The organism is Paraburkholderia sp. MM5496-R1 (genome assembly GCF_050436205.1).
GTDB classification, from domain to species: Bacteria; Pseudomonadota; Gammaproteobacteria; order Burkholderiales; family Burkholderiaceae; genus Paraburkholderia; species Paraburkholderia tuberum.
Window position 1 is genome coordinate 201,937 of record NZ_JBNDLT010000003.1, and the last position, 21,198, is coordinate 223,134.

Here is a 21,198-nt window from a genome sequence, read left to right on the forward strand (position 1 = left end):
AAAAACAGTTTATACGTATTTAACGAATCACAGATAAGGAGTCAAATAACCATACTTTCTTCACAAGGACACATTCATGAGCTCTGTCACCGCATTGCCGATGGCCGCATCGGTCGATTCGCAACTGAAGTTTTCGATCGAGCGTCATCCGCATCACGAACGTCTGCGTCATATCACGGTGCAACGTGACGCGTTGCAGAAATTCTTCTCTTCAGTCAAAGACATCGACCTCCAGAACCTCGAGTACGTACCGTTCATGCGCTTTATGGTTGCGGACGCACTCGAGCGCGCAGTCGGCGACAGTTTCGCCCCGGCCCTTCGGCAACTCGTGCGGGACCGATCCACCGGAGGATTCACGTTAGGCGTCCAGGACGGGACCACCGATCCTCGCGATTTCGTCCTTTTCGGAACGGCAGTCGGGTACCTGCTTGGACCGGCGAATCACGACGCGATGTCCGGCACGTATTACGCGCGCTTCCTCGTGAAGGACACGGACAACAGCGACTCATACCTGCGTCAGGCATACCGCCTGTTCACGCTGCACACAGACGGAACCTTTGTCGAAGAGCCGACCGAATGGCTGCTCATGATGAAGTTCGCGGAAAAGAACGCGCTCGGCGGCGAGTCGCGCTTCATGCATCTCGACGACTGGAGCGAGCGCGACACTTTCCTCAACAATCCACTCGGCACCCGGCCATTTCTCTACAAGGCGCCCGGCTCGAAGAACGTCGATGCGCAAGTCGAACGCCCCGTGTTCTTCCAGACCGAGTATGGCCTGGCGATGTCGTTCATCGATCAATTCGTGCAGCCCCGTTCATCCGCCGAAGCGGTTTATCTGCACGACTTGTCGGCGTCGATGGAAGCGTCCTCCGCGACGCGCGAGGTACCGCTTCCCGTGGGCGACCTCGTGGTCCTCAACAATTATTTCTGGCTGCACGGCCGGGCGCCGTTCAAGAAGGATCCGGCGCTTCATCGTGAACTGATGCGCCAACGCGGAGTGTTCTCAAAATGACAACCGTCCAGCATCACCGCGGCTATGACGCGGACGTCCTTATCGTAGGCGGTGGCATCGTCGGTGTATCGACGGCCACGCAACTGATCGAACGTCATCCGGGACTGAGCGTGCTGCTGCTCGAGAAGGAGGCCTCACTCGCAGCTCACCAGTCCAGTCACAACAGCGGCGTGATCCACGCCGGCGTGTACTACGCGCCGGGAAGCCTCAAGGCCGAGTTCTGCAGGCGAGGTGCCGCCGCGACCTATGAGTTCGCCCGCCGCCATGACGTGCGGGTCGAGCAATGCGGCAAGCTGATCGTCGCGACCGAACACGTCGAAATCGAAAGGCTGAATGCGCTCTACGCACGTTGCGAGCAGAACCGGCTCGAACCACAGATGCTCGATGAGGCGGCGTTGAGGGAACTTGAGCCGCGCATCGCGGGTCGCGCGGCGATCCGCGTGGCGTCGAGCGGCATCGCGGACTATCCGGGCATGACCATGACGATGGCGCGACTCGCGCAGGAGCAAGGCGCGCAGATTCTGCTGAACCAGCGTGTCGAGGCGCTCCACGAGGACGAAAACGGCATTACCGTGGAGACCTCGGGCGGCCGCTTCCGGGCAAAGCACGCCATCGTCTGCGCAGGGCTGATGGCGGATCGCCTCGCGAAGATGTGCAATGTCGATCTCGATTTTCGGATCGTGCCGTTTCGCGGCGAATACTATCGGTTGCCGGCGTCGAAGAACGACATCGTGAAGCACCTGATCTATCCGGTGCCAGATCCTGAGCTGCCCTTTCTCGGCGTGCACCTGACGCGCATGATCGGAGGATATATCACGGTGGGTCCAAACGCCGTGCTGGCGCTGGCGCGCGAGGGCTATCGCTGGCGCGACGCAAATCTGAAGGATCTCGCCGGCATGGCAGCGTTCCCGGGCTTCTGGAAGATGCTCGGAAAGCATGGCACATCGGGGCTCATCGAAATGCGCAACTCGCTGTGGAAACGGGGCTATCTCGAACTGTGCCGCCGATACTGTCCGGAACTCGAACTGTCCGACCTCGAGCCTTACCCATCCGGCGTACGCGCGCAGGCTGTGATGGCGGACGGCAGCATGGTGCATGACTTCCTGATCCGTTCGTCACAGCGCAGCCTGCACGTATGCAACGCACCTTCACCGGCGGCGACCTCCGCGTTGCCGATCGGCAGCTATCTCGTCGATGAGTTCGACAAGCGTTTCGATCTTGCTCCACTTACCCGCTCGCACTCGACAGATCAGGCACATGGTCTGGCGACCGGGTAAGCACACGGCCAGGCGACCTTCTGCATAGGAGATCAAAGGAGGCGCCTGCGCATGGCGTGCGCCGTGCGGATGACTTTGGGTCGCGGCCAGTGCGCACGGTGCATACTGCAACTCAAGCTGCGGTATATTGAGCCGGGACAGGAATCTGGGGCTTGACCCATTCAATTCAGAAGCTCGTCAGCCGGGACACTCGCCGCCAGGAGGGAGTTAAGAGATGCTGACGACGGGACTCAGGAGATAGCATGGTTTCCCCGTTCAATATGCCGGACGAGTTCGTCCAGGGTTTCTTCAAATCCGGGCAGAGCCTGCTGCACGCCTTCACCGGCATGAGCGGTGATGCACCCGCCAGCGCAGGAAGCACGCCGGTGCCGGCGTTGGCATTGACCCAGGCGCAAGCCCATTACTGGCAGCAGCAGATGGCCTTGTACATGGGCATGGTCGCGAGCGCTACCGGGAAAGCCCCGGCGCCTACCGTCCAGCCCGAGCGCGGTGACCGGCGGTTCAGCGCGGACGCCTGGAACGACAATGCCTGGTACAGTCTTCTGAAGCAGACATACCTGCTCAACTCGCGCCTGCTCAGCGACATGGTCGAAGCGACGGCCCTCGGTGAGAAGGAAAAGCACAAGCTGCGTTTCTACGCGCGTCAGTTCATCGACTCGATGAGCCCGGCCAACTTCGCCGCCACCAACCCCGAGGCGATGAAAACCGCGCTTCAGACGCGGGGCGAGAGCGTGCGTACCGGTTTCGCCAATCTGCTCGAAGACCTGAAGCGCGGCCGGATCTCGATCACCGATGAAACTGCCTTCGAGGTAGGCCGCAACGTGGCCGTGTCAAAAGGCTCGGTGGTGTTTGAGAACGAACTGTTCCAGCTGATCCAGTACGCACCACTCACCGACGAGGTCGCCGAGCGGCCGCTCGTGATCGTGCCGCCCTGCATCAACAAGTTCTACATCCTCGACCTCCAGCCGGAGAACTCGTTCGTGCGTTTCGCGTGCGAACAGGGGCAGACGGTGTTCCTCGTGTCGTGGCGCGACCCTGACGCGGACCTGGGCCACATCACCTGGGACGACTACATTGAAAAGGGCGCGATCAAGGCGATCGAGGTCGGGCGCGCGATCTGCGGCGCTGACAAGGTCAACGCGGTCGGCTGGTGCGTGGGCGGCACGATCCTGTCGTCAGCGCTCGCGGTGCTGCGCGCGCGCGGCGACGAGCCGGTGGCAAGCCTCACGCTGCTCACGACCATGCTCGATTTCAGCGACCCGGGCGATCTCGGCGTGTTCATTGATGAACAGGGCGTGTCGCAGCGCGAGCAGACCATCGGGCGCGGCGGCATCTATCCGGGCGGCGAACTTGGCTTCGTCTTCCAGACCCTGCGTGCCAACGATCTCATCTGGCCGTATGTCGTCAACAACTACCTGAAGGGCCGTGCGCCGCAGGCCTTCGACCTGTTGTACTGGAATGCCGACGATACCAACCTCCCCGGCCCGATGTACGCCTGGTATCTGCGCAACATGTATCTCGAGAACAACCTGTGCAAGGCAGGGCGGCTCTCGATGTGCGGCACGCCGGTGGACCTTGGGCGGATCGACATGCCGAGCTATATCTTCGGCACGCAGGAAGATCACATTGTTCCGTGGCAGGGCGCGTATCGCTCGACGCAACTGGTGGGCGGCGAGACGCAATTCGTGCTTGGCGCGAGCGGACATATCGCGGGCGTCATCAATCCGGCATCGAAGAACAAGCGCAGCTTCTGGGTCGACGGCACGCTCGGCGATGACCCGCAGGCATGGCTTGCGACGGCGAAGTCGCAGCCGGGAAGCTGGTGGACGCACTGGATTAACTGGCTGAAACCGCATGCGGGCAAGCAGATCAAAGCGCCTAAGCGGGCGGGCAATGCGAAATACAAGCCGATCGAGCCAGCGCCGGGGCGCTACGTCGCGAGGCACCCGCCGGAAGTGATGGGCGCGTGACCGGCAAGGTCCTTTAGGCCCAGCCCTTTCAAGGGCTTCACCATGAAGTCATGTTGCGGGCGAGTTTGCCCGCAACATACGTCAGGATTGGTCCGCCTGCCCTAGTTCGCGCAGATGCGCCTGCGCCTCCTCCGCGCTTTCAAAGATAACGGCCACTGCAGGTGCGGTGCTCCACTTCGTTCACGAACTTGCGCGCGGCGCCCTCCTCGACGATCCTGAGCTTGCCGTTGCCGACGGTGAGCCGCAGCCGGCCAGCAGTGAAGGTTCCGACAAACACAACCTTCTTCGCAGCCTGCGAGATGTTGATGAAGCCGCCCGCGCCGGCGAGCCTGGGCCCGAACCTGCTCACATTCAGGATGGAGTCTCATGAGGAAGTGTTGCGTTAGTGGTGGTTAGCCGAGCTCGCTAACGAGCTCCGGCACGATCGTGAACAGATCGCCCACCAGACCATAATCGGCGACGCTGAAAATCGGCGCTTCCGGGTCCTTGTTGATCGCCACGATGACCTTCGAGTCCTTCATGCCGGCCAAATGCTGGATTGCACCCGAGATACCGACGGCCACGTACAGTTGCGGCGCGACGATCTTGCCGGTCTGGCCGACCTGGTAGTCGTTCGGCACGAAGCCCGCATCGACTGCCGCGCGCGATGCGCCCAGCGCGGCGTTCAGCTTGTCGGCCAGCGGCTCCAGAACCTTCGTGTAGTTCTCGCCGTTGCCCAGACCGCGGCCACCCGAGACGATGATCTTCGCCGAGGTCAGTTCCGGACGGTCCAGCTTCGTCACCTCACGGCTAACGAACTGCGAGATGCCGCTGTCTGCTGCCGCTTCGATCTTCTCCACCGATGCGCTGCCGCCTTCGGCCGCCACGGCGTCGAAACCGGTCGTGCGCACCGTGATGACCTTGATCGGGTCTTGCGATTGCACCGTTGCGATCGCGTTACCGGCGTAGATCGGGCGCTCGAACGTGTCGGCGGAATCCACTGCGGTGATGTCGCTGATCTGCGCGACATCGAGCTTCGCGGCGATGCGCGGCGCGATGTTCTTGCCGTAAGCAGTTGCCGGCGCGAGGATGTGCGTGTAGTCCTTCGCGATGTTCAGCACCGTCGCTTCGATGTTCTCAGCGAGACCTGCTTCAAGTTGCGGCGCGTCGGCGAGCAGCACTTTGCTGACGCCTTCAATCTTCGCCGCTGCATCGGCCGCAGCCTGTGCGTTGTGCCCTGCCACCAGCACGTGAATATCGCCACCAATCTTCTGCGCCGCTGCAATCGTGTTCAGCGTCGCGGCCTTGATCGACGCGTTGTCGTGTTCTGCAATTACCAGATTCGTCATTTCGTCCGTCTCCCTTACAGCACCTTGGCTTCGGTCTTCAGCTTCTCGACCAGCGTCTTCACGTCCGGCACCTTCACGCCGGCGGAGCGCTTCGGCGGCTCGGCGACTTTCAGCGTCTTCAGACGCGGCGTGACGTCAACACCAAGGTCTTCCGGCTTGACGACTTCCAGCGGCTTTTTCTTGGCCTTCATGATGTTCGGCAGCGTGACGTAACGCGGCTCGTTCAGGCGCAGATCGGTCGTGATCACAGCGGGCAACGTCAGCGACAGCGTTTCGGCGCCGCCATCGACTTCACGCGAAACCGTAGCCTTACCGTCGGCCACGACAACCTTCGAGGCGAATGTGGCTTGCGGCAGATTCGCCAGCGCAGCCAGCATCTGACCAGTCTGGTTCGAATCGTCGTCGATGGCCTGCTTGCCGAGGATGACCAGCCCAGGCTGTTCCTTATCGACCAGCGCCTTCAGCAGCTTGGCGACGGCCAGCGGCTGCAGGTCTTCGTTCGACTCGATCAGGATCGCGCGGTCCGCGCCAATGGCCAGCGCCGTACGCAGTGTTTCCTGCGACTGCGTCACACCGCACGACACGGCGATCACTTCGGTCGCCACACCCGCTTCCCGCAGACGAACGGCTTCTTCAACCGCGATTTCGTCGAACGGGTTCATCGACATTTTCACGTTCGCGATGTCGACACCCATGCCATCCGACTTGACTCGGACTTTCACGTTGTAATCGACCACGCGTTTGACTGGTACCAGAATCTTCATACTGTTCTCTCAAAATGATGACGAGTGTCTGCGTAAGCGTGCAACACTCCCGAAAACCCGCTCAGTTGAACTACGCGTCCCGTCAGACGCGCCAGCACACGCTCCATGTCGTACCCGAGACGAATGGCGATGTCGGTCGGAGGCTTGGTCCCGTGGAGAAAAGTCCCGGCATCGGATCACGTAATCAGGGGCGCAATGTTGGGTCCGCGCGCGACGTCAAATGACGCCGTCAGCCTTCAACCGGGAGAGTTGCTCACCGGACAGCCCGAGCAACGTCTGGAGCACGTCGTCCGTGCCCTCCCCCAGTCGAGGCGGCGCGGTTCGTACCGGCAAGCGCGCGCCGTCGAAGCGCCAGGGCGGAGCGAGGACTTGCGTGCTGCCAACCTCGGGATGCGGATGCGCCGTCACGAGCGCGCCATCCCTCGCGCGCTTCGAGGTCAGCGCTTCGTGGAGCCCGAGAACTTCACCGCATGGAATGCCGGCCTGCGTCAAACGGTCGAGCAGACTGCGGCGCTCTCTTCGTCCAATTTCGCGATCGATTTCTGGCACCAGTACCGCCCGATTCGCGGCGCGGCCGATATTGGTCTGAAAGCGATCGTCCTCGGCAAGATCGGGCCGTTCGATTACCTCCCGGCAAAAGCGCTCAAACTGTTTATTGTTGCCGACCGTGATGACGAGCGGCCCATCCGCGGCATCGAACACACCGTAAGGTACGATTGAAGGATGCGCGTTTCCGTAACGCGGCGTGTCTTCGCCCGAGATCAGCGCTTCCACCCCGCAATACGAGGTAATCATCAGTCCGCAATCGAATAGCGCCATTTCAATGTGGTATCCCTTGCCGGTTCGTTGACGCTCGAAGAGCGCCGCCAGAATGGCCTGGGCCGAGTACATCCCGGTGAACATGTCGACTGCGGCAATCCCGAACTTCAACGGGGGCTGGTTGGTCTCGCCGTTGAGCGCCATCAGCCCGGCCTCGCCCTGAACCACCAGATCGTAGCCGGGACGCGCGGCTTCCGGTCCCGTGCGGTCGTAGCCGGAAATCGAGCAGTAGATCAGATCCTCGTGGTCCTGCTTCAGTTGCTCGTAGCCGAGACCCAGCTTCTCCATGCCGCCGAACTTGAAGTTCTGGATCACGACGTCGCTCTTCTGAGCCAGATCCCGCGCGATCTGCTGGCCCTCGGCGGTTTGCAGGTCGAGGCTCACGGAGCGCTTGTTGCGGTTGACGCTATTGAAATAGGCCGTCTCGGTCGATCCGACGCGCAAGCCCCAATCGCGCGTGTCGTCGCCGCGTTTCGGGTGCTCGACCTTGATGACTTCGGCGCCGAGATCGCCCAGCACCATGCCGCACCACGGGCCCGCCAGTACGCGGGAAAGATCGAGCACGCGTACACCCGCGAGCGGCAGCGATGGATTCAGGTTTGACATAGCAAGTCCGTATTTGCAGGAGTTTCTGGTGAATAGCGAGCGAAGACGCTCTTACTGGCGCGAATGAGCAGTCGGAGCGCAACTCAGGGCTGCGACAGCCCCCTGGCGCCGGCGTCGTGCGAAACGTCCAGCCTGAACATCGAAACGGCGGTTTTCAGGTCGCCTGCCTGTGACTTGAGCGAGCTGGCTGCGGCCGCTGCCTCTTCGACCAGGGCCGCGTTCTGCTGTGCGACTTCGTCCATCTGCGTGACGGCCTGGTTGACCTGGCCGATGCCCTTGCTCTGTTCCTGCGACGCAGCGCTGATTTCACCCATGATGTCGGTCACGCGCCGGATCTCGTGAGTGATCTCGCGCATCTTCGTTCCGGCTTCCTGTACATGGCCGGCGCCTGTCCGCACCCGTTCGACGGAATCGCGGATCAGATCCTTGATTTCCTTGGCTGCCGCCGAAGAACGCTGTGCCAACGAACGCACTTCGGAGGCCACCACCGCAAAACCCCGCCCTTGCTCGCCCGCCCGCGCCGCTTCGACGGCCGCGCATTCAACGCAAGGATATTCGTCTGGAAGGCGATACCTTCGATGATGCCAACGATATTGGCGATCCTGTCCGAGCTGGCATTGATGCCTTCCATGGTTTCCACCACGCGTGACACCACGGTGCCGCCCTGCTCCGCCACCTGGGCGGCCTGTGCCGCGAGCTGGTTGGCCTGACTCGCATTGTCGGCATTCTGGGTAACGGTAGAGGTCAGTTGCTCCATGCTAGAGGCGGTTTCCTCGAGCGAGGCGGCCTGCTCTTCGGTGCGTTGCGACAGATCCTGGTTACCCGCTGCAATCTGATGAGCGGCGGTGGCAATCGAGTCGGCCGAGATCTTGATCGCGCCGATCGTTTGCATAAGTTGCTCCTGCATGCGCTTCATTGAAAACAGCAGGCTTGAGCGGTCATCTGGGGCGGTCTTCACTACGGCCGGCTTTGCAGCGGTATAGGCGGTAAAGCCCTTACCGTCGTGTTTGATGACCGCGACCATCTCCCTGAAGAGATACACACCGTTCGGATCCTTGTAGTCGACGACATCCATGCCGTTCAGCTCCGCTTTCGCCGGGTGCATCAGGATGTGCGACTGCGAATTGAGGATCATGAAATAGCCATCTTTGCCGAACCGCATGTTCCGGATGCTGTCCATGGCGCGTTTCTGCGCTTCCGCTAAGGGCATCGAGCCGGCTGCCACCTGGTCGCCAACGGTCTTGACGACACTCAAGGCGAGCTCCGACGCGTGTTTCAGGTCCGCCTTGCGCTCGTCCAGCCGCACCTCTCTCGTCTGATACGCTTCGTAGATCGATATTCCCGCGAGACACAACAGGCTCAGGATCAGCGGCAGCCAGAGCTTCTGGACGAAAGACAGCTTCATATGTTTGTGAACCTTCCAGATCGATAGCCGCGAGCAGGCAAAATCGATGTCCTGCGTTGGTAATGGTCAGCCAGGCTCGCACGCGAGTTCCGGCACCGCCGTGGCAAGACGGAAACGTCACGCGGCAATGCGATCCCGGCCATCGATGCTGTGCAGAGCACAAAGCTCGCCCGGCGTAAGCGGTGTAGCTGGCCCATCAAGGCGAACCACCCGGAACATGGACATCAGAAACCGTCCAGTCGAGGAGGTTCGCCACGCCGACAGCACGCTCAGCCGCGTCGCGCTTCCGCGATGTGCCACCACCGGCCAATGAGGTACACCGTCAAGGGCAGAACTGCCGCGAGGGGAAGCAGGCGCAACGCGCCTTGAAGACCCACCGAGTCCGCTATCACACCGGTGAAGAAGGGACCCGCTGCGAGGCCTAATATATTGTTGAACAGCGTCAGTGTTGCAAATGCCGAGCCATGGATAGCTGGCGGTGTTGCCCCAGCAATAATCGCGCTACATGTGCCGAACGAACTGGCAAGGAAAAACACCGCGGGCGCAAGGAGCGCGAGCTGCAGATTGCCCGGTGGCAAGCGGAACGCGACCGCCAGCAGGATGCCCAGCACGAGGCAATAACCAATGGCCATGTTCCACCGCTTAAGCGACGAGTCCCGGCTGATCCCGTCGGTGATCACACCGCACAGGAGTTGGCCCATGCCGCTGACAAGGACAAGGCCGGCCGCCGCTACGGCCGCCTTGCTGACAGGCATGTCCCAGTAGCGATTCAGGTAGCTGGGCAGCCACACGAAAAGCGTGCCCTGAATGAAGATCTGCAGGGCGCTGCCAAGGTACGCACAAAAGACGGAACGGGACGGAAACAGACCAGAGAAAAGCGCTTGGGGCGTCAGTTTCAGACGCTCGGCCACCGGCGTTCCGCTCGCATTGGCCGCATGCGCACGCGCGAGCCTTTTTTCCGAGACGACGAAGAAGTAAATGATCACCAGCACAAAACCAAAGACCGCCATCAGGCCCATCGACCAGCGCCAGCCAAAGCGAGTCGCAACGACGCCGGAAAGCGAAACACCGAGCACGGACCCAAAGGCAGCGGCAGACGTAAAGCCGCCGGCAATGGTAGAGCGCAGACGCTTTGGAAAGATGCTCATGAGCATCGCGAGTCCGACACTTCCGTAAGCAGCCTCGCCAACACCAACGAAGATGCGCGCGAGAAACATCTCGTTGTAGCTGCTGGCAATCGCGCACCCGAGCGTGGCAACACTCCACAGCACAGCCATCAGTGCAATGCTTTTGACACGTCCCCAACGGTCCGCGATTATGGAAAATGGGAGGGTCAGCACGCCGACCGCCAACGGCACCACGCCGCTAATCGAACCGAGCTTTGTATCGGTCAGCTGCCACTGCACTTTCAAGATCGGAAACAAGGCATTGAGCGCCTGCCGCGACATGTAGTCAGACAGCAAAAGGCAAAACATCAATGCAAATACCACCCAGGCGTAGACTCGGGCGCCACTGGTAGCCGCCGCCGACTCGGCCGGCACTACGTTACTTGTATAAGGGCTCAATTCTGTCTCCTCCAATGATTCTCTAAATTCATATTGAATCGTGCCGCCTGGCGTCGTCTGGCCCGTGTGAAGCAAGACCGCTAAACCGGGACCGGCAGTAGTTTCTGCTGACCGCCAGCATCGCCGAACGCTTTCTTTGTATCGCCGCGCGCGCTTTGGATTTCGACGCTTATTTCAAGCGTCTTGATGACTTGCGGAAGGCGCTCGCCAGCATGAACACCCTCCGTATAAGTGTTGCACCAAAGCCTCCCTTGCGGCTGCGAAGCGCCAGACGACGGACACTGATTTCAGGATAGCACCGAGAATTATTTTTGGCGACATTAATTATTATCCGCACGCGAAACGTCACGCCTGAGCGCAGAAACGAACTGTTTCGAAGCGGCGTAGGCCCCAAGCAAAGCTAAGGTTCCTAATATTGGGGGCACGACGAAACGATCCTCGATAGGGATTTCTCGCACCGGATCGAGCTGGTCCGGCGCAAGTAAAGTTGGAACGTGCGTGGCCTGATCGCGGGATCGGCATGATGCTCTGCGTGTACGCGAATCCGCTGACGCGGGAGCATGAACCCCGCATCGGCGTGTAGCAAGCAACCGGAGGTGCTGGTATACGGTGTCTGCTATTAGGTGAGCGTACCAGCGTCCAGGAGAGGATGGATGAGCGGGAAGCGAAGTCGATTCCGACGACATGACATCCCAACGTGCCGCCACTATGCAGGGAATGTTCCAATCAATTCGTGCCGCATCGCGGCCACGATAGACGGGTCACTGGCAGCGGAAAACCCACCGCGGCGTTCCAAAAGATGGAACGCCGGGCAATCCGGATTCAACCGTCCAGAGCACGCCGGGAGCGACTCACTCTGTAGAGGTGGCGGCTCCTTCGGCCCGCGCCGCCTTTGGGGCACGTGCGGGTCGACTGTCTGCCGGTTTTGCAACGATTGCGCGAATGGCAGCATCCCTGGCGTCGTCCAGCCGCGAGGCTGCAAGGGAAAGCAGTAGCTTGTTGTCCCGTTTGATCGCGGCCTTCTGCAGCGCGCTCCAGACTTTTAAAGATGTGCGAACCGATTGAGGCTTAGCCACAAATCCTAGCCGGACATATCGCAGGGTTCGCAATGAGATGGAGTGCAGGACATCGACCAGAAGCCGGTTGCGGCACAGATCGACCGTGTTGAAATTCAGGAGGAAGCTTTCCACAGCATAGGCGTCTACCGACTCCTCGGCCGCCCTGATTAGCCTTGGCATATGCGCGTTCAGCAACGCCTCGAGTTCGGACGGGCTTTCGCGCGCCACCTGCTCCAACATCGTGACGTAAAGCACGCTGCGCACACGGAAAATGTCCCGAAGTTCATTCTCGTCGGGCGCCGTAACAATCGCCCCGCGCCTGGCCTGAAACTCGACCAGGCGGTCCCGCTCCAGAATACGCATCGCTTCGCGCACCGGCGCGCGGCTGACGTGCAACACCTCGCTGATATCTTTCTCCAGCAAGCGTTGCCCCGACTTCACCAGGTCAAGCGTAATGACCCCGGCCAGCCGGGCAGCGATCTGCTCGGCAATCGGCACCGAGGCATACGCCCAGTCCTGCCCACGCAGCACCGCCCGCTCGACTGCCAGCATCAGTGAATTCTTGGGCGTAAGAAGCGAGGAAAGATCGGGAAGGTTCTGCGTTTTATTTCGGGCCATGGCGTATAGCGCAATGAATTTTCGTCGAGTTTAATCCATTGACCATTATAGTCTCCAGCATTGTAATGTCGACAACAACTCCCTGGCCAACGGGCGTATCGAGTATACGGTGGGTACCAAGGGCGACAGCCATGACGACGCGCTGACCGAGGCAATCAAAGGTCCATACAAAACCGGACTGCGACCACGGGCTGGAGCCCGAACACCTCGAGCCTCGCGAGGACAGGCAAACGGTTAGTATGGTTTATCGCCTTCGATTCCTGCTCGCTCCATCTTGCGCGGAGCCGGCCAATAATCCATTACCGCGTAGTGCTGCGTTGGCCGGTTGTCCCAGATGGCAATACTGTTCGGTTTCCACCGGAAGCGAACCTGATACTCAGGGATCGATGCCTGGCTCTGCAGATAATTCAGCAGAAGGCTCGCACCTGGCGTCTTGTCCAGACCGTAACGCACGTTCTCAGGTGTATGGTAGTTGGCGAAATGCGTCGTGAAGCTGCTGACGTATAGAATCTTTTCGCCAGTCTCCGGGTGCGTCCGCACGACAGGGTGCTCCACCTCTGGATTCCGCGCCGCAAGTTTTCTTCGTTCCTCCAGATCCATTGCCGCACCGAACGAGTGCTCAATGCTGCTTTTTGCTCTCAATCCCTCGATGCGCTTCTTGATCTCTTCTGGTAGTTGCTTATAAGCCTCTACCATGTTGACCCAGATGGTGTCACCCCCAACCTCTGGACACTCGACGCAGCGCAGCACGGCGCCCATAGATGGGTTCGGCCGCCAAAGTCCGTCACTGTGATAGTTATTTTCGTAAGGATTCTTTTGTTCCGATCGATAGATCTGCACGAGGCCCGGGTTTTCCGGATCGCTCTCCGCAACCGGATGTTCTTCCAATTTCCCGAAACGGCTCGCAAAGGCTACATGCTCTTTCCGAGAGATATCTTGATCTCGAAAAAAGAGGACTCGGTGCTTAAGCAACAAAGCCTTGACTTCTGCGAACAGCGATGCATCTCGAGACGCATCCCCCAGGCTCACACCGGACACCTCGGCACCAATGCAAGCGGTCAGTCTTTCTACCTTAATCATGAGCGATATCTCCTTGTTCTGGTAGGAATTTCGCCAATTCCCCCACCGTCGCCGCGTGGCGCCGCAGCTTTACGAAACCGTAAAATATTGTTGCCCTGCATCTGTACAAACACGATAGCAGACCATTTTATTTATGTCGACATTAAGTTATGTTCCTTAGGCTTGGTCGGTCGCGAAATACGATGGCAGGTATGGCTAGCCGTGCGCCGCGCCCGCCGCAGGCCGGGTTGATCGCGAGTTATTGATGCCGCCGCTCGGGCTGTCGGTAGTGCGTGAGCACTCATTTGATCGCGCAACTGGAGCTTGAATAGCCGGATGGATCATCGCGACGCTCTCTGCTGAAGCAGTCATGGCGGGCGCCTGGCGAGCGCGCTGATCAACTGAAGCAATTCCAGCGCTCGCGCTGCGGCGCGAGAACCGTCTGGCAAATCTCCCCGAACATAAAGAGGGCGAAGCTCCTCGATTTCGGTCAGCGCACCAAGCAGTGCGCCTTCCGCAAGGGAATACTTGCGCAGCATGTTCACGACCAGCATCGAGTTGTGGACGATGTCCTCACTGTCTGAAGTGACGCCGCGGCGATGCAGCGCATAGTTCGCCCAGTGTGTCCCAGCCAGCATCGCTGCCTCAATCTTCATTTCCCAGTCATCTTTGCCGAGAAACCTCAGTGACGTCTCGATGTTTTCAGCCTTGAGCCGATGATTCTCTGTTTTCATACTCGGTACCCTTCAACGCCTGTTCGAATGTGTACATGACTTGTGTAAACGCTTGCTCACATTCGTCGACAATGGCTTGTACTGGAACGCGATCTCCGCGAATGCATGGATCCCGGTGATGTTCGATGGTATGCAACGCGTGTTCGAGTTGCCGAATGGCCTGAGGTACGTCTCCCGCGATCTCCGGCCAGCCAACATGGCTCACATCGCCGAGCCCACGCAACTCGCGTGCGTAGCTGCCGTCCGGTTGCTTCACAACGTGCACGCCGGGAATGGTGGAGAACACAGGGTCGTCACGCGTCAGACCAGCGAGATGAAGCGTTGCGTTGAACACGTTGATGCTCGCGGTCAGCGTGGTCCAGAACCACAATTCGAAGTCGGCTAACGGGTCGAGGTGCTGCCGAAGCACCGCCAGGCGTCGCACCTTGTCGAGGTGAGAGATGACTTTCATGACAGGTTCCTCCTTACGTGAACGGCCGGCCTGCATATCAGTGAAGGGCGACAGACTCCATCACATGCCGGGCTTCGAGTTCCAGTTGCGCTTCGAGGGTATTGTCAGCGTGACGACGCAATTTCTTGATCCGGACGATCACCCGCTGCGGACCGGTCGCGAACGTCACTGCCATGGAGATCGCCTCGGTGAGCGCGCGCCCTGAGTCAACGAGGCGGTTGACGATACCCAAACCATGCATGCGTTCGCCCGTGACAGGCTCGCCCGTCAGGCATAGTTCCGTCAGCACTCGCCGTGAGACGAATTCGGACGGGAGCACGGCGGTTCTGTCGCCGGGCGAAAGGCCGACCTTCCCATACGCCACAAAGAAAGACGCATTGCGAGCGGCAACCAGCATGTCACACGCGAGCGCAATCGATAAACCCGCACGCTGAACCTTCGACTGCGGCGATCACCGGCTTGCTGCAACTGCGAATCGAGCGGATCAGGTCGTGCAGACGTTCGATTCCTGCGCGAAGCTCCAGCGGCGTCGTCGTGGGTCGTTGCGCATGCCGGTCCAGATCGCCGTCAGCGCAGAAGGCATTGCCAACGCCGGTGAGAACGATTGCGCCTATACCCGGGTCGGCCCGCGCTTCAGCCAGCGCGGCCGGAAGGGCATCACATAACTGATGAGTCACCGCATTGCGCGCGGTCGCGTTGTTGATGGACATCACTTGCACCGCGCCATCGCGATGCTTGAGAACCGCTTCGTTCATGGCTTTAACTCCGGCCAAGCGCGATATAGCGCGCGAGTTAATGGTCTTCGTCGCCTAGTCGACGATCGATCATTACGGTCCATCGGAAACCCTGACTCCCGCAAGGCGCAGTCGACCGGGAAAAGTCGCACCCGGTTTGCAGACTCGAATCAGATTCAAATCCATTGGGCAAGTCTGTCAATTCAAACTGAACTGGCCTGCGCGCTGCACTACTGACCGAACGGCCGCTGCACCGTGAGCTTGCTGGTCACCGACGCCACCCCCGCGACGCCATTCACGACCTCCGTGACGGTATTGATCTGCGACGCCTCCGGGACAGTGCCGCTGATCATCACGGCCCCGCCTTTCGCAGTGACGCTGATGTTGCCCGCGTCAATCTCCTTGTGCTTCGCGAGCGCTGCGTACACCTTGCGTCGCAGCGCGCGATTCGCCTGCCGCGCGGCTTTGGCCGTCATGCCGCTCGACGCGGAGGCTGCGGTGCCAGCCAATGCCCCTGCCGACGCGCCGTCCTGCGCCCACGCACCGATCGACACTGCCGCGATCGCGACGCCAAGAGCCACCCTGAGTCCATTCATCGTTTTCATCGTTGCTCTCCGTTTCGATTTCAATGCATCAGAAGCTGTGACGCAGGCCGATCATCGCGGCCGTGGTCGATACGCCCGGCGCGACGATCTGGCCGTACATGATCGTCTGGTTCATCGTCCCGCGGTTCGCAACGTACCCGACCTGCGCAGAGACTATCGTGCGCTTCGACAGGCTGTATTCCGCGCCCACTGCGTATTCGCTCGAATGGTTCGCCGAGTTGTTGCGATCCTTCAGGTAGTAGAAGCCAGACGTGATCTTGAAGAACGGGGTGAACTGATAGCCGAGACCACCCGAAATCATTTCGTAGTCCGCGAGGCGCGTGTTCGACGGATTCTTGCCGATCCCGTACGACGCCGACACCGATACGCCGCGGAACGTGTACTTCGCGCCGAAATAATAGAGGCGGTTATTGTCGTACCCGGTCGGCGCGGCCGCCGCGAGGTTCGTGTCGTGGGCGTTGTAGTAGACGGCGGACAGATTGAGGCCGTAGTTCGAATACCTGAGCACCGCCGATTCGCGCGTACCGCCCTGAATCTGGCCCGCCACGCCGCCCGGCGCGTACTCGAGCGCGGCTGACGCGCCGTGGAACTTCGGTGTCTGGTAGACGAGCGCGTTGCTGTCATACAACGCGCCGAGGGGCACATTCGTGTTCGTCCCGGGCCAGCCGGCGGCCTGGTTCAGCCCGAGCCATGCGCCCAGGATGCTGCCGAAGTACTGCGCCGCGCGGACGTCGGTATCGGCCATCGCGTAGATCATCGGCGTGTATTGCCGTCCGGCGTCGAACGTGCCGAACGGTCCGGAGAGGCCGACCGTCGTCTGCTGGTTGAATATCGCAGTCGTGCCCGTCGTGTCGGGCAGCCCGACCTTGCCGTTGCTGCTGTTGAACACCCCCTGTAGCCTGAAGTTGACCTTGTAGCCGCCGCCGATGTCTTCGGTCCCCTTGATGCCCCAGAAACTCCCATAGAGGCTGCCGTCCTTGATGCCGTACACGTGCCCGTTGTTGTGGGCGTTCGGCGCGAACGAGGACGCCGCCGTGCTCTGAAAGAAAACGCCCGAATCGATTGCGCCATACAACGTGACCGACGACTGCGCATGCGCTGCGCTGGCGAATACCGCGAGTATTGCTACTCCGCTCCACTTCAGTTTCATTGACGTCGCCTCTGCCTTTTATGATGACCGGGCGAGCCCGGGCGGATGCTTGCCTGTTACCGAATGGCGCGGGGTCGTCGATCCCCGCTGCCGGCGCAATCGGTGCATGCGCGCGTTCATGTAGCGAAAGATCTTCCCGGTATTGGAGCTGTGGAACTGAACGATGTCGCCGACGACTTCTATACAGAAGGCCGGCGGCGATCGCCCCAACCAGGGTGACCGACGACCCCGCATACGCGCCGCCGCTCAATAACGACGACGGCGCCTCGATATCGACGATTTTCCGCTTCATGGAGCCCTCTTTTCATGCCCGTCGACTGATTTGGACGGGATGCGCAACTTGACGATCCCTCGACGATTCCGGGGCCTTCCTGCAACGGCCCGGCTTGCCGACCGAACACTGACAATGCCGATCATCCTCTAAAATTGTTGATGTCGACATTAATACTTATACTGAGTCGACCCGGCAGGCAGAACGGTATATGGCTTCGCGACAAGCGACCACGACACCCGCGACAGATTCCGCATCTCTATTTTTGTCGACATTATTATTTTATGGGGATACACTGTGAACCACAGTGGCCTTGCACTGCCGCGGCCGATGTGAAGTCAATGAACGGAGGAATTCCGATGCTCTCGACGCAGCCATTTGCGAAGATATTGGTGAACAAAACTCATGCCGCTCGACGGATTGCGGCGCGGATTGCCTCAGGGTTTGTCCCGAGGGGGAATCTCACTCCGATGACTCATGAAGCGCTTTGCTATGCGTGCATGGTCGGCATTGTGATGCCGACCCACCATGACGTCACGCCGACGCATCCGTCTCATTGTCTAAGCCGCTGAGAAGCACGTTGAAGAAGGAACGATTCATTGCGCAGCACATTGCTTCCGACAGAATCGCGCGCGGCATGCCAATGGCTCATCAGGACCCCGATGAAAGTCAGGTGCTGACAATGAACCAGATTGGTCAGCATGATGTGCACTTGATCTCGTTTCGTCCTGCCGTCGCTGTCGGGATCGTGGATGCGGCAGTCGATGATCCGGCGCTCTTGCGTCAGCGGATTACTGTCATGAAAAGTCAAGTGCAAGGCATGCAATGTAAAGCAGGAAGTGACGGCGGGCCAGATGATTCACTGGGCGCATCAGACACTCGATGGTGCTGCGAATGGCGTACTAAAGCTTTCTCATCCAGTTCGACATTCTCACTATTCACAATTTCAATTTGGAGATCCATCACCATGAACTTCCTTGACGGCCACCTGTATCCCGAGAACCAGCAGCCCCTGATCATTACAGCCGCTCCCTATGCGCCGGGCTGGATTCCCTCAGACTTCCCGGAAGATATCCCTGTCACCATGGAGGAGCAGATCCAGAAGGCGGTGGATTGCTACGAAGCCGGTGCCACCGTGCTGCATCTGCATGTGCGCGAAGCCGATGGCAAGGGCAGCAAACGCCTGTCCATGTTCAATGAACTGATCGCCGGGGTGCGCGCCCGCGTACCGGAAATGGTCATCCAGGTGGGCGGTTCCATCAGCTTCGCGCCTGAATCCGAGGGCCAAGCCGCCCAATGGCTAAGCGATGACACGCGGCATATGCTGGCCGAACTCGATCCGAAGCCCGACCAGGTGACTGTCACCGTCAACACGACACAGATGAACGTGACAGAGCATGCCGGTATGGATGACTTCAAGGGTGTTTCGCGAGGATTCCCGCACCTCTATGCAACCTACAAGGACATGATTGTCCCCTCGAATCCCAGCTGGGCCGAAGAGCACATCCGACGCCTGACAGCCGCCGGAATCCAAAGTGAGTTTCAGTGCTACAACATCAACAGCTTTGAAACGATCGAGCGGATGATTCGCCGCGGTGTCTACAAGGGGCCACTGGTGATGAACTGGGTGGCTATCAGCGGCGGCATGGATCAGGCGAACATCTACAACCTGGCCAACTTCCTGCGTGCTGCGCCCGACGGCGCAGTGGTGACGGTGGAGAGTTCGGTGCTAAATGTGCTGCCCGTGAATATGATTGGCATCGCCTTGGGTCTGCATGTGCGGTGCGGCATCGAGGATGTGCTCTGGAACCAGACCCGCACGGGCAAGATGAGCTCCGTCGAGCAGATCAAGCAGTTGGTGCGCATTTCAGGCGAATTTGGCCGTCCCATCGCGACAGCGAAACAGGCGCGAGAGATCATGAAGATTGGGGTCTTCTACGACACGGCTGACGAGACGCTTCAGGCCAACGGCTTCGCGCCCAATCGTAACGGTGGCAACCAGGGCTTCCTGCGCAAGCCGACCCAAGGGTGAAGTAAGCGCTAGCGAGCCGCAGGCGAACTGCGGCAGTCGATACATATCCGCAACCAGCTTGCATCGGACCAGAGTAAGGGCTTTGCATGGGACCAGAGTAGCGCGCTGAAGCGCGAACTCTGGTCGACAGCTAAAGCGCCAACTCTGGTCGACCGCAGATATTGCATGGGACCAGAGTAAGGCGCTAAAGCGCCAACTCTGGTCGACAGGAGACAACATGGCAAAAGTCGTTAAATTCTACGAAACCGGCGGTCCCGAGGTCCTTCGTTTTGAGGACGCTGAAGTTGGAGAGCCGGGACCGGGAGAGGTGCGCGTCCGCCACGTGGCAGTGGGTCTTAACTTTGCCGACACCTACTTTCGCGGCGGTATCTACGAGGTTCCGCTGCCCAGCGGCCTCGGCAACGAGGCATCCGGCGTGGTCGAGGCCATCGGTGCGGGCGTGACCCATCTGGCGGTCGGCGACCGTGTGACCTACACGGGCTTCATCAACACGCTGGGCGCCTACAGCACGGAGCGGCTGATTTCTGCCGCGCCGCTGATCAAGCTGCCGGAGGCCATCAGTTGCGAAGCTGCGGCGGCCATGACCATGCGGGGCTTGTCCGCCGCCTACCTGGTGCGCCGAATCTACCCTTTCAAAGCTGGCGACGCCGTGCTGCTGCATGCCGCAGCAGGCGGTGTTGGCCTGATCGTTTCGCAGTGGGCCAAACTGCTCGGCCTGACGGTGATCGGTACGGTTTCGACTGACGCCAAGTCGGAGGTGGCGCGCGCCCACGGCTGTGATCACACGATCAACTATAGTCATGACGATGTGGCCAAGCGCGTGCGGGAACTCACCAACGGAGTGGGCGTGTCCGTGGTCTTCGACAGCGTGGGCAAGACCACCTTCATGTCCTCGCTAGACTCTCTCAAGCGCCGCGGCCTGCTGGTCTGCGTCGGCACCGCTTCCGGCAAAATCCCGCCGTTCGATCCGGCAATTCTGGCCCGCAAGGGCTCGCTGTACGTGACCCGCCCGGGTCTCGCCGACTACATCGCCGATCCGGCCGAGAAGGCAGAACTGGTCGATGAGCTATTCGGCCATGTGGCGGCAGGCCGCATCCGCATCGGGATCAATCAGCGGTATGCCCTGGAGGACGCGGTGCAGGCACATCGTGACCTGGAGGCTCGAAAAACTACGGGGTCCTCCATTTTCGTGATTTGAATATGTCAGGCTGTTTGGGCTGCGGAACGTAGCCCAGTGATTCGGCATGTCGGGTCAGGTCGTTAATGACCCGCTGCCGGACGGTTATACGTATGAACGTTAGGGCTGCACGGGTCGAAGGACATTCTGGGCAGGAAGTAACAATCACCCTCGCAGACGGCAGCGCCGTACGGGGCACGCATATTCTCGTCGCGGCAGGGCGTATCCCCAACGCCCGAGATATTGGTCTTGACGCGGCAGGAGTTGAAGTTGATTTGCGCGGCTTCATCGTCACAGACGAGCGACTCGCAACGACTGCACAGAACACGTGGGCAATCGGTGAAGTTCCCGGCACGCCCATGTTCACACACGCTTCCTTTGACGACTATCGCTTACTGAAATCGGTTCTGGACGGAGGCTTACGGACAAAGACAGACAGGGTTATCCCGTACGCGCTCTTTGTCGAGCCGGAGCTGGGAAGAATCGGCATCACTGAGATAGAAGCGACAACACGCGGCATTCCGGTCCGGGTCGCAAGCCTGCCGATGGCAGCTGCGCCCGTA

At 60.1% G+C, this 21,198-nt stretch carries 15 protein-coding genes and 4 pseudogenes; 6 read left to right on the top strand and 13 right to left on the bottom strand.

Annotated elements, in window-relative coordinates:
• The first annotated feature begins 100 nt into the window (after window positions 1-100).
• The 3 genes from glaH to OKW38_RS27125 all read left to right on the top strand — a co-directional run bounded on the left by glaH (window position 101) and on the right by OKW38_RS27125 (window position 4,259).
• Window positions 101-1,012 carry a glutarate dioxygenase GlaH gene (glaH, locus tag OKW38_RS27115; protein WP_429365542.1) on the top strand — a complete coding sequence of 304 codons (912 nt, stop codon included), beginning with the start codon at window positions 101-103 and terminating at the stop codon, window positions 1,010-1,012.
• Window positions 1,009-2,289 (top strand): L-2-hydroxyglutarate oxidase, encoded by a 1,281-nt coding sequence (lhgO, locus tag OKW38_RS27120; protein ID WP_429364026.1) that lies wholly within the window; start codon window positions 1,009-1,011, stop codon window positions 2,287-2,289. Before glaH ends, lhgO begins: the two co-directional genes overlap by 4 nt.
• Window positions 2,290-2,531: 242 nt before the next feature.
• Window positions 2,532-4,259 (top strand): PHA/PHB synthase family protein, encoded by a 1,728-nt coding sequence (locus tag OKW38_RS27125; protein WP_090806685.1) that lies wholly within the window; start codon window positions 2,532-2,534, stop codon window positions 4,257-4,259.
• 145 nt (window positions 4,260-4,404) lie between these two features.
• Here OKW38_RS27125 and OKW38_RS27130 read toward each other — a convergent pair.
• From OKW38_RS27130 to OKW38_RS27190, 13 genes and pseudogenes are all read right to left on the bottom strand, one after another.
• Window positions 4,405-4,614 (bottom strand): annotated as a pseudogene (locus OKW38_RS27130) (acyl CoA:acetate/3-ketoacid CoA transferase); the annotation flags it as partial.
• Between the two features lie 37 nt (window positions 4,615-4,651).
• A complete protein-coding gene (locus tag OKW38_RS27135) occupies window positions 4,652-5,587 on the bottom strand; it encodes an electron transfer flavoprotein subunit alpha/FixB family protein (RefSeq protein WP_429333634.1) in 936 nt (311 codons plus the stop codon).
• Between the two features lie 14 nt (window positions 5,588-5,601).
• Window positions 5,602-6,351 carry an electron transfer flavoprotein subunit beta/FixA family protein gene (locus tag OKW38_RS27140; RefSeq protein ID WP_090806690.1) on the bottom strand — a complete coding sequence of 250 codons (750 nt, stop codon included), beginning with the start codon at window positions 6,349-6,351 and terminating at the stop codon, window positions 5,602-5,604.
• Window positions 6,352-6,567: 216 nt separating this feature from the next.
• A complete protein-coding gene (locus OKW38_RS27145) occupies window positions 6,568-7,776 on the bottom strand; it encodes a CaiB/BaiF CoA transferase family protein (protein ID WP_429364028.1) in 1,209 nt (402 codons plus the stop codon).
• Between the two features lie 83 nt (window positions 7,777-7,859).
• Window positions 7,860-9,181, bottom strand: a pseudogene (locus tag OKW38_RS27150) (methyl-accepting chemotaxis protein).
• 269 nt (window positions 9,182-9,450) lie between these two features.
• Window positions 9,451-10,746 carry an MFS transporter gene (locus tag OKW38_RS27155; RefSeq protein WP_429333632.1) on the bottom strand — a complete coding sequence of 432 codons (1,296 nt, stop codon included), beginning with the start codon at window positions 10,744-10,746 and terminating at the stop codon, window positions 9,451-9,453.
• 851 nt (window positions 10,747-11,597) lie between these two features.
• Window positions 11,598-12,422 carry a GntR family transcriptional regulator gene (locus tag OKW38_RS27160; RefSeq protein ID WP_429364030.1) on the bottom strand — a complete coding sequence of 275 codons (825 nt, stop codon included), beginning with the start codon at window positions 12,420-12,422 and terminating at the stop codon, window positions 11,598-11,600.
• 234 nt (window positions 12,423-12,656) lie between these two features.
• Entirely contained in the window at window positions 12,657-13,499 is an 843-nt protein-coding gene (locus OKW38_RS27165; RefSeq protein ID WP_090810166.1) for a TauD/TfdA dioxygenase family protein, read from the bottom strand.
• 350 nt (window positions 13,500-13,849) lie between these two features.
• The gene (locus OKW38_RS27170) at window positions 13,850-14,215 is read right to left on the bottom strand and encodes a hypothetical protein (protein WP_090806699.1); all 366 of its coding nucleotides are present in this window, start codon (window positions 14,213-14,215) and stop codon (window positions 13,850-13,852) included.
• Window positions 14,184-14,666: a hypothetical protein gene (locus tag OKW38_RS27175; protein ID WP_176079014.1), complete on the bottom strand. Its 483-nt coding sequence runs from the start codon at window positions 14,664-14,666 to the stop codon at window positions 14,184-14,186. Before OKW38_RS27175 ends, OKW38_RS27170 begins: the two co-directional genes overlap by 32 nt.
• A 37-nt stretch (window positions 14,667-14,703) precedes the next feature.
• Window positions 14,704-15,421 (bottom strand): annotated as a pseudogene (locus OKW38_RS27180) (enoyl-CoA hydratase-related protein).
• Between the two features lie 209 nt (window positions 15,422-15,630).
• Entirely contained in the window at window positions 15,631-16,005 is a 375-nt protein-coding gene (locus tag OKW38_RS27185; protein WP_090806701.1) for a BON domain-containing protein, read from the bottom strand.
• A gap of 28 nt (window positions 16,006-16,033) precedes the next feature.
• A complete protein-coding gene (locus OKW38_RS27190) occupies window positions 16,034-17,155 on the bottom strand; it encodes a porin (RefSeq protein ID WP_429364032.1) in 1,122 nt (373 codons plus the stop codon).
• Window positions 17,156-18,393: 1,238 nt separating this feature from the next.
• Here OKW38_RS27190 and OKW38_RS27195 point away from each other — a divergent pair.
• From OKW38_RS27195 to OKW38_RS27205, 3 genes and pseudogenes are all read left to right on the top strand, one after another.
• Window positions 18,394-19,458: a 3-keto-5-aminohexanoate cleavage protein gene (locus OKW38_RS27195; protein ID WP_090806705.1), complete on the top strand. Its 1,065-nt coding sequence runs from the start codon at window positions 18,394-18,396 to the stop codon at window positions 19,456-19,458.
• Window positions 19,459-19,675: 217 nt separating this feature from the next.
• The gene (locus tag OKW38_RS27200) at window positions 19,676-20,656 is read left to right on the top strand and encodes a quinone oxidoreductase family protein (protein WP_429364033.1); all 981 of its coding nucleotides are present in this window, start codon (window positions 19,676-19,678) and stop codon (window positions 20,654-20,656) included.
• 86 nt (window positions 20,657-20,742) lie between these two features.
• Window positions 20,743-21,195: pseudogene (locus OKW38_RS27205) on the top strand (FAD-dependent oxidoreductase); the annotation flags it as partial.
• Between the last annotated feature and the right edge of the window lie 3 nt (window positions 21,196-21,198).

What these genes read in the sequence shown, in the direction of transcription:
- glaH (WP_429365542.1), top strand. Translation starts at nt 101, where the DNA reads ATGGCCGCATCGGTCGATTCGCAACTGAAGTTTTCGATCGAGCGTCAT.
- lhgO (WP_429364026.1), top strand. Translation starts at nt 1,009, where the DNA reads ATGACAACCGTCCAGCATCACCGCGGCTATGACGCGGACGTCCTTATC.
- OKW38_RS27125 (WP_090806685.1), top strand. Translation starts at nt 2,532, where the DNA reads ATGGTTTCCCCGTTCAATATGCCGGACGAGTTCGTCCAGGGTTTCTTC.
- OKW38_RS27135 (WP_429333634.1), bottom strand. Translation starts at nt 5,587, where the DNA reads ATGACGAATCTGGTAATTGCAGAACACGACAACGCGTCGATCAAGGCC.
- OKW38_RS27140 (WP_090806690.1), bottom strand. Translation starts at nt 6,351, where the DNA reads ATGAAGATTCTGGTACCAGTCAAACGCGTGGTCGATTACAACGTGAAA.
- OKW38_RS27145 (WP_429364028.1), bottom strand. Translation starts at nt 7,776, where the DNA reads ATGTCAAACCTGAATCCATCGCTGCCGCTCGCGGGTGTACGCGTGCTC.
- OKW38_RS27160 (WP_429364030.1), bottom strand. Translation starts at nt 12,422, where the DNA reads ATGGCCCGAAATAAAACGCAGAACCTTCCCGATCTTTCCTCGCTTCTT.
- OKW38_RS27170 (WP_090806699.1), bottom strand. Translation starts at nt 14,215, where the DNA reads ATGAAAACAGAGAATCATCGGCTCAAGGCTGAAAACATCGAGACGTCA.
- OKW38_RS27175 (WP_176079014.1), bottom strand. Translation starts at nt 14,666, where the DNA reads ATGAAAGTCATCTCTCACCTCGACAAGGTGCGACGCCTGGCGGTGCTT.
- OKW38_RS27185 (WP_090806701.1), bottom strand. Translation starts at nt 16,005, where the DNA reads ATGAAAACGATGAATGGACTCAGGGTGGCTCTTGGCGTCGCGATCGCG.
- OKW38_RS27190 (WP_429364032.1), bottom strand. Translation starts at nt 17,155, where the DNA reads ATGAAACTGAAGTGGAGCGGAGTAGCAATACTCGCGGTATTCGCCAGC.
- OKW38_RS27195 (WP_090806705.1), top strand. Translation starts at nt 18,394, where the DNA reads ATGAACTTCCTTGACGGCCACCTGTATCCCGAGAACCAGCAGCCCCTG.
- OKW38_RS27200 (WP_429364033.1), top strand. Translation starts at nt 19,676, where the DNA reads ATGGCAAAAGTCGTTAAATTCTACGAAACCGGCGGTCCCGAGGTCCTT.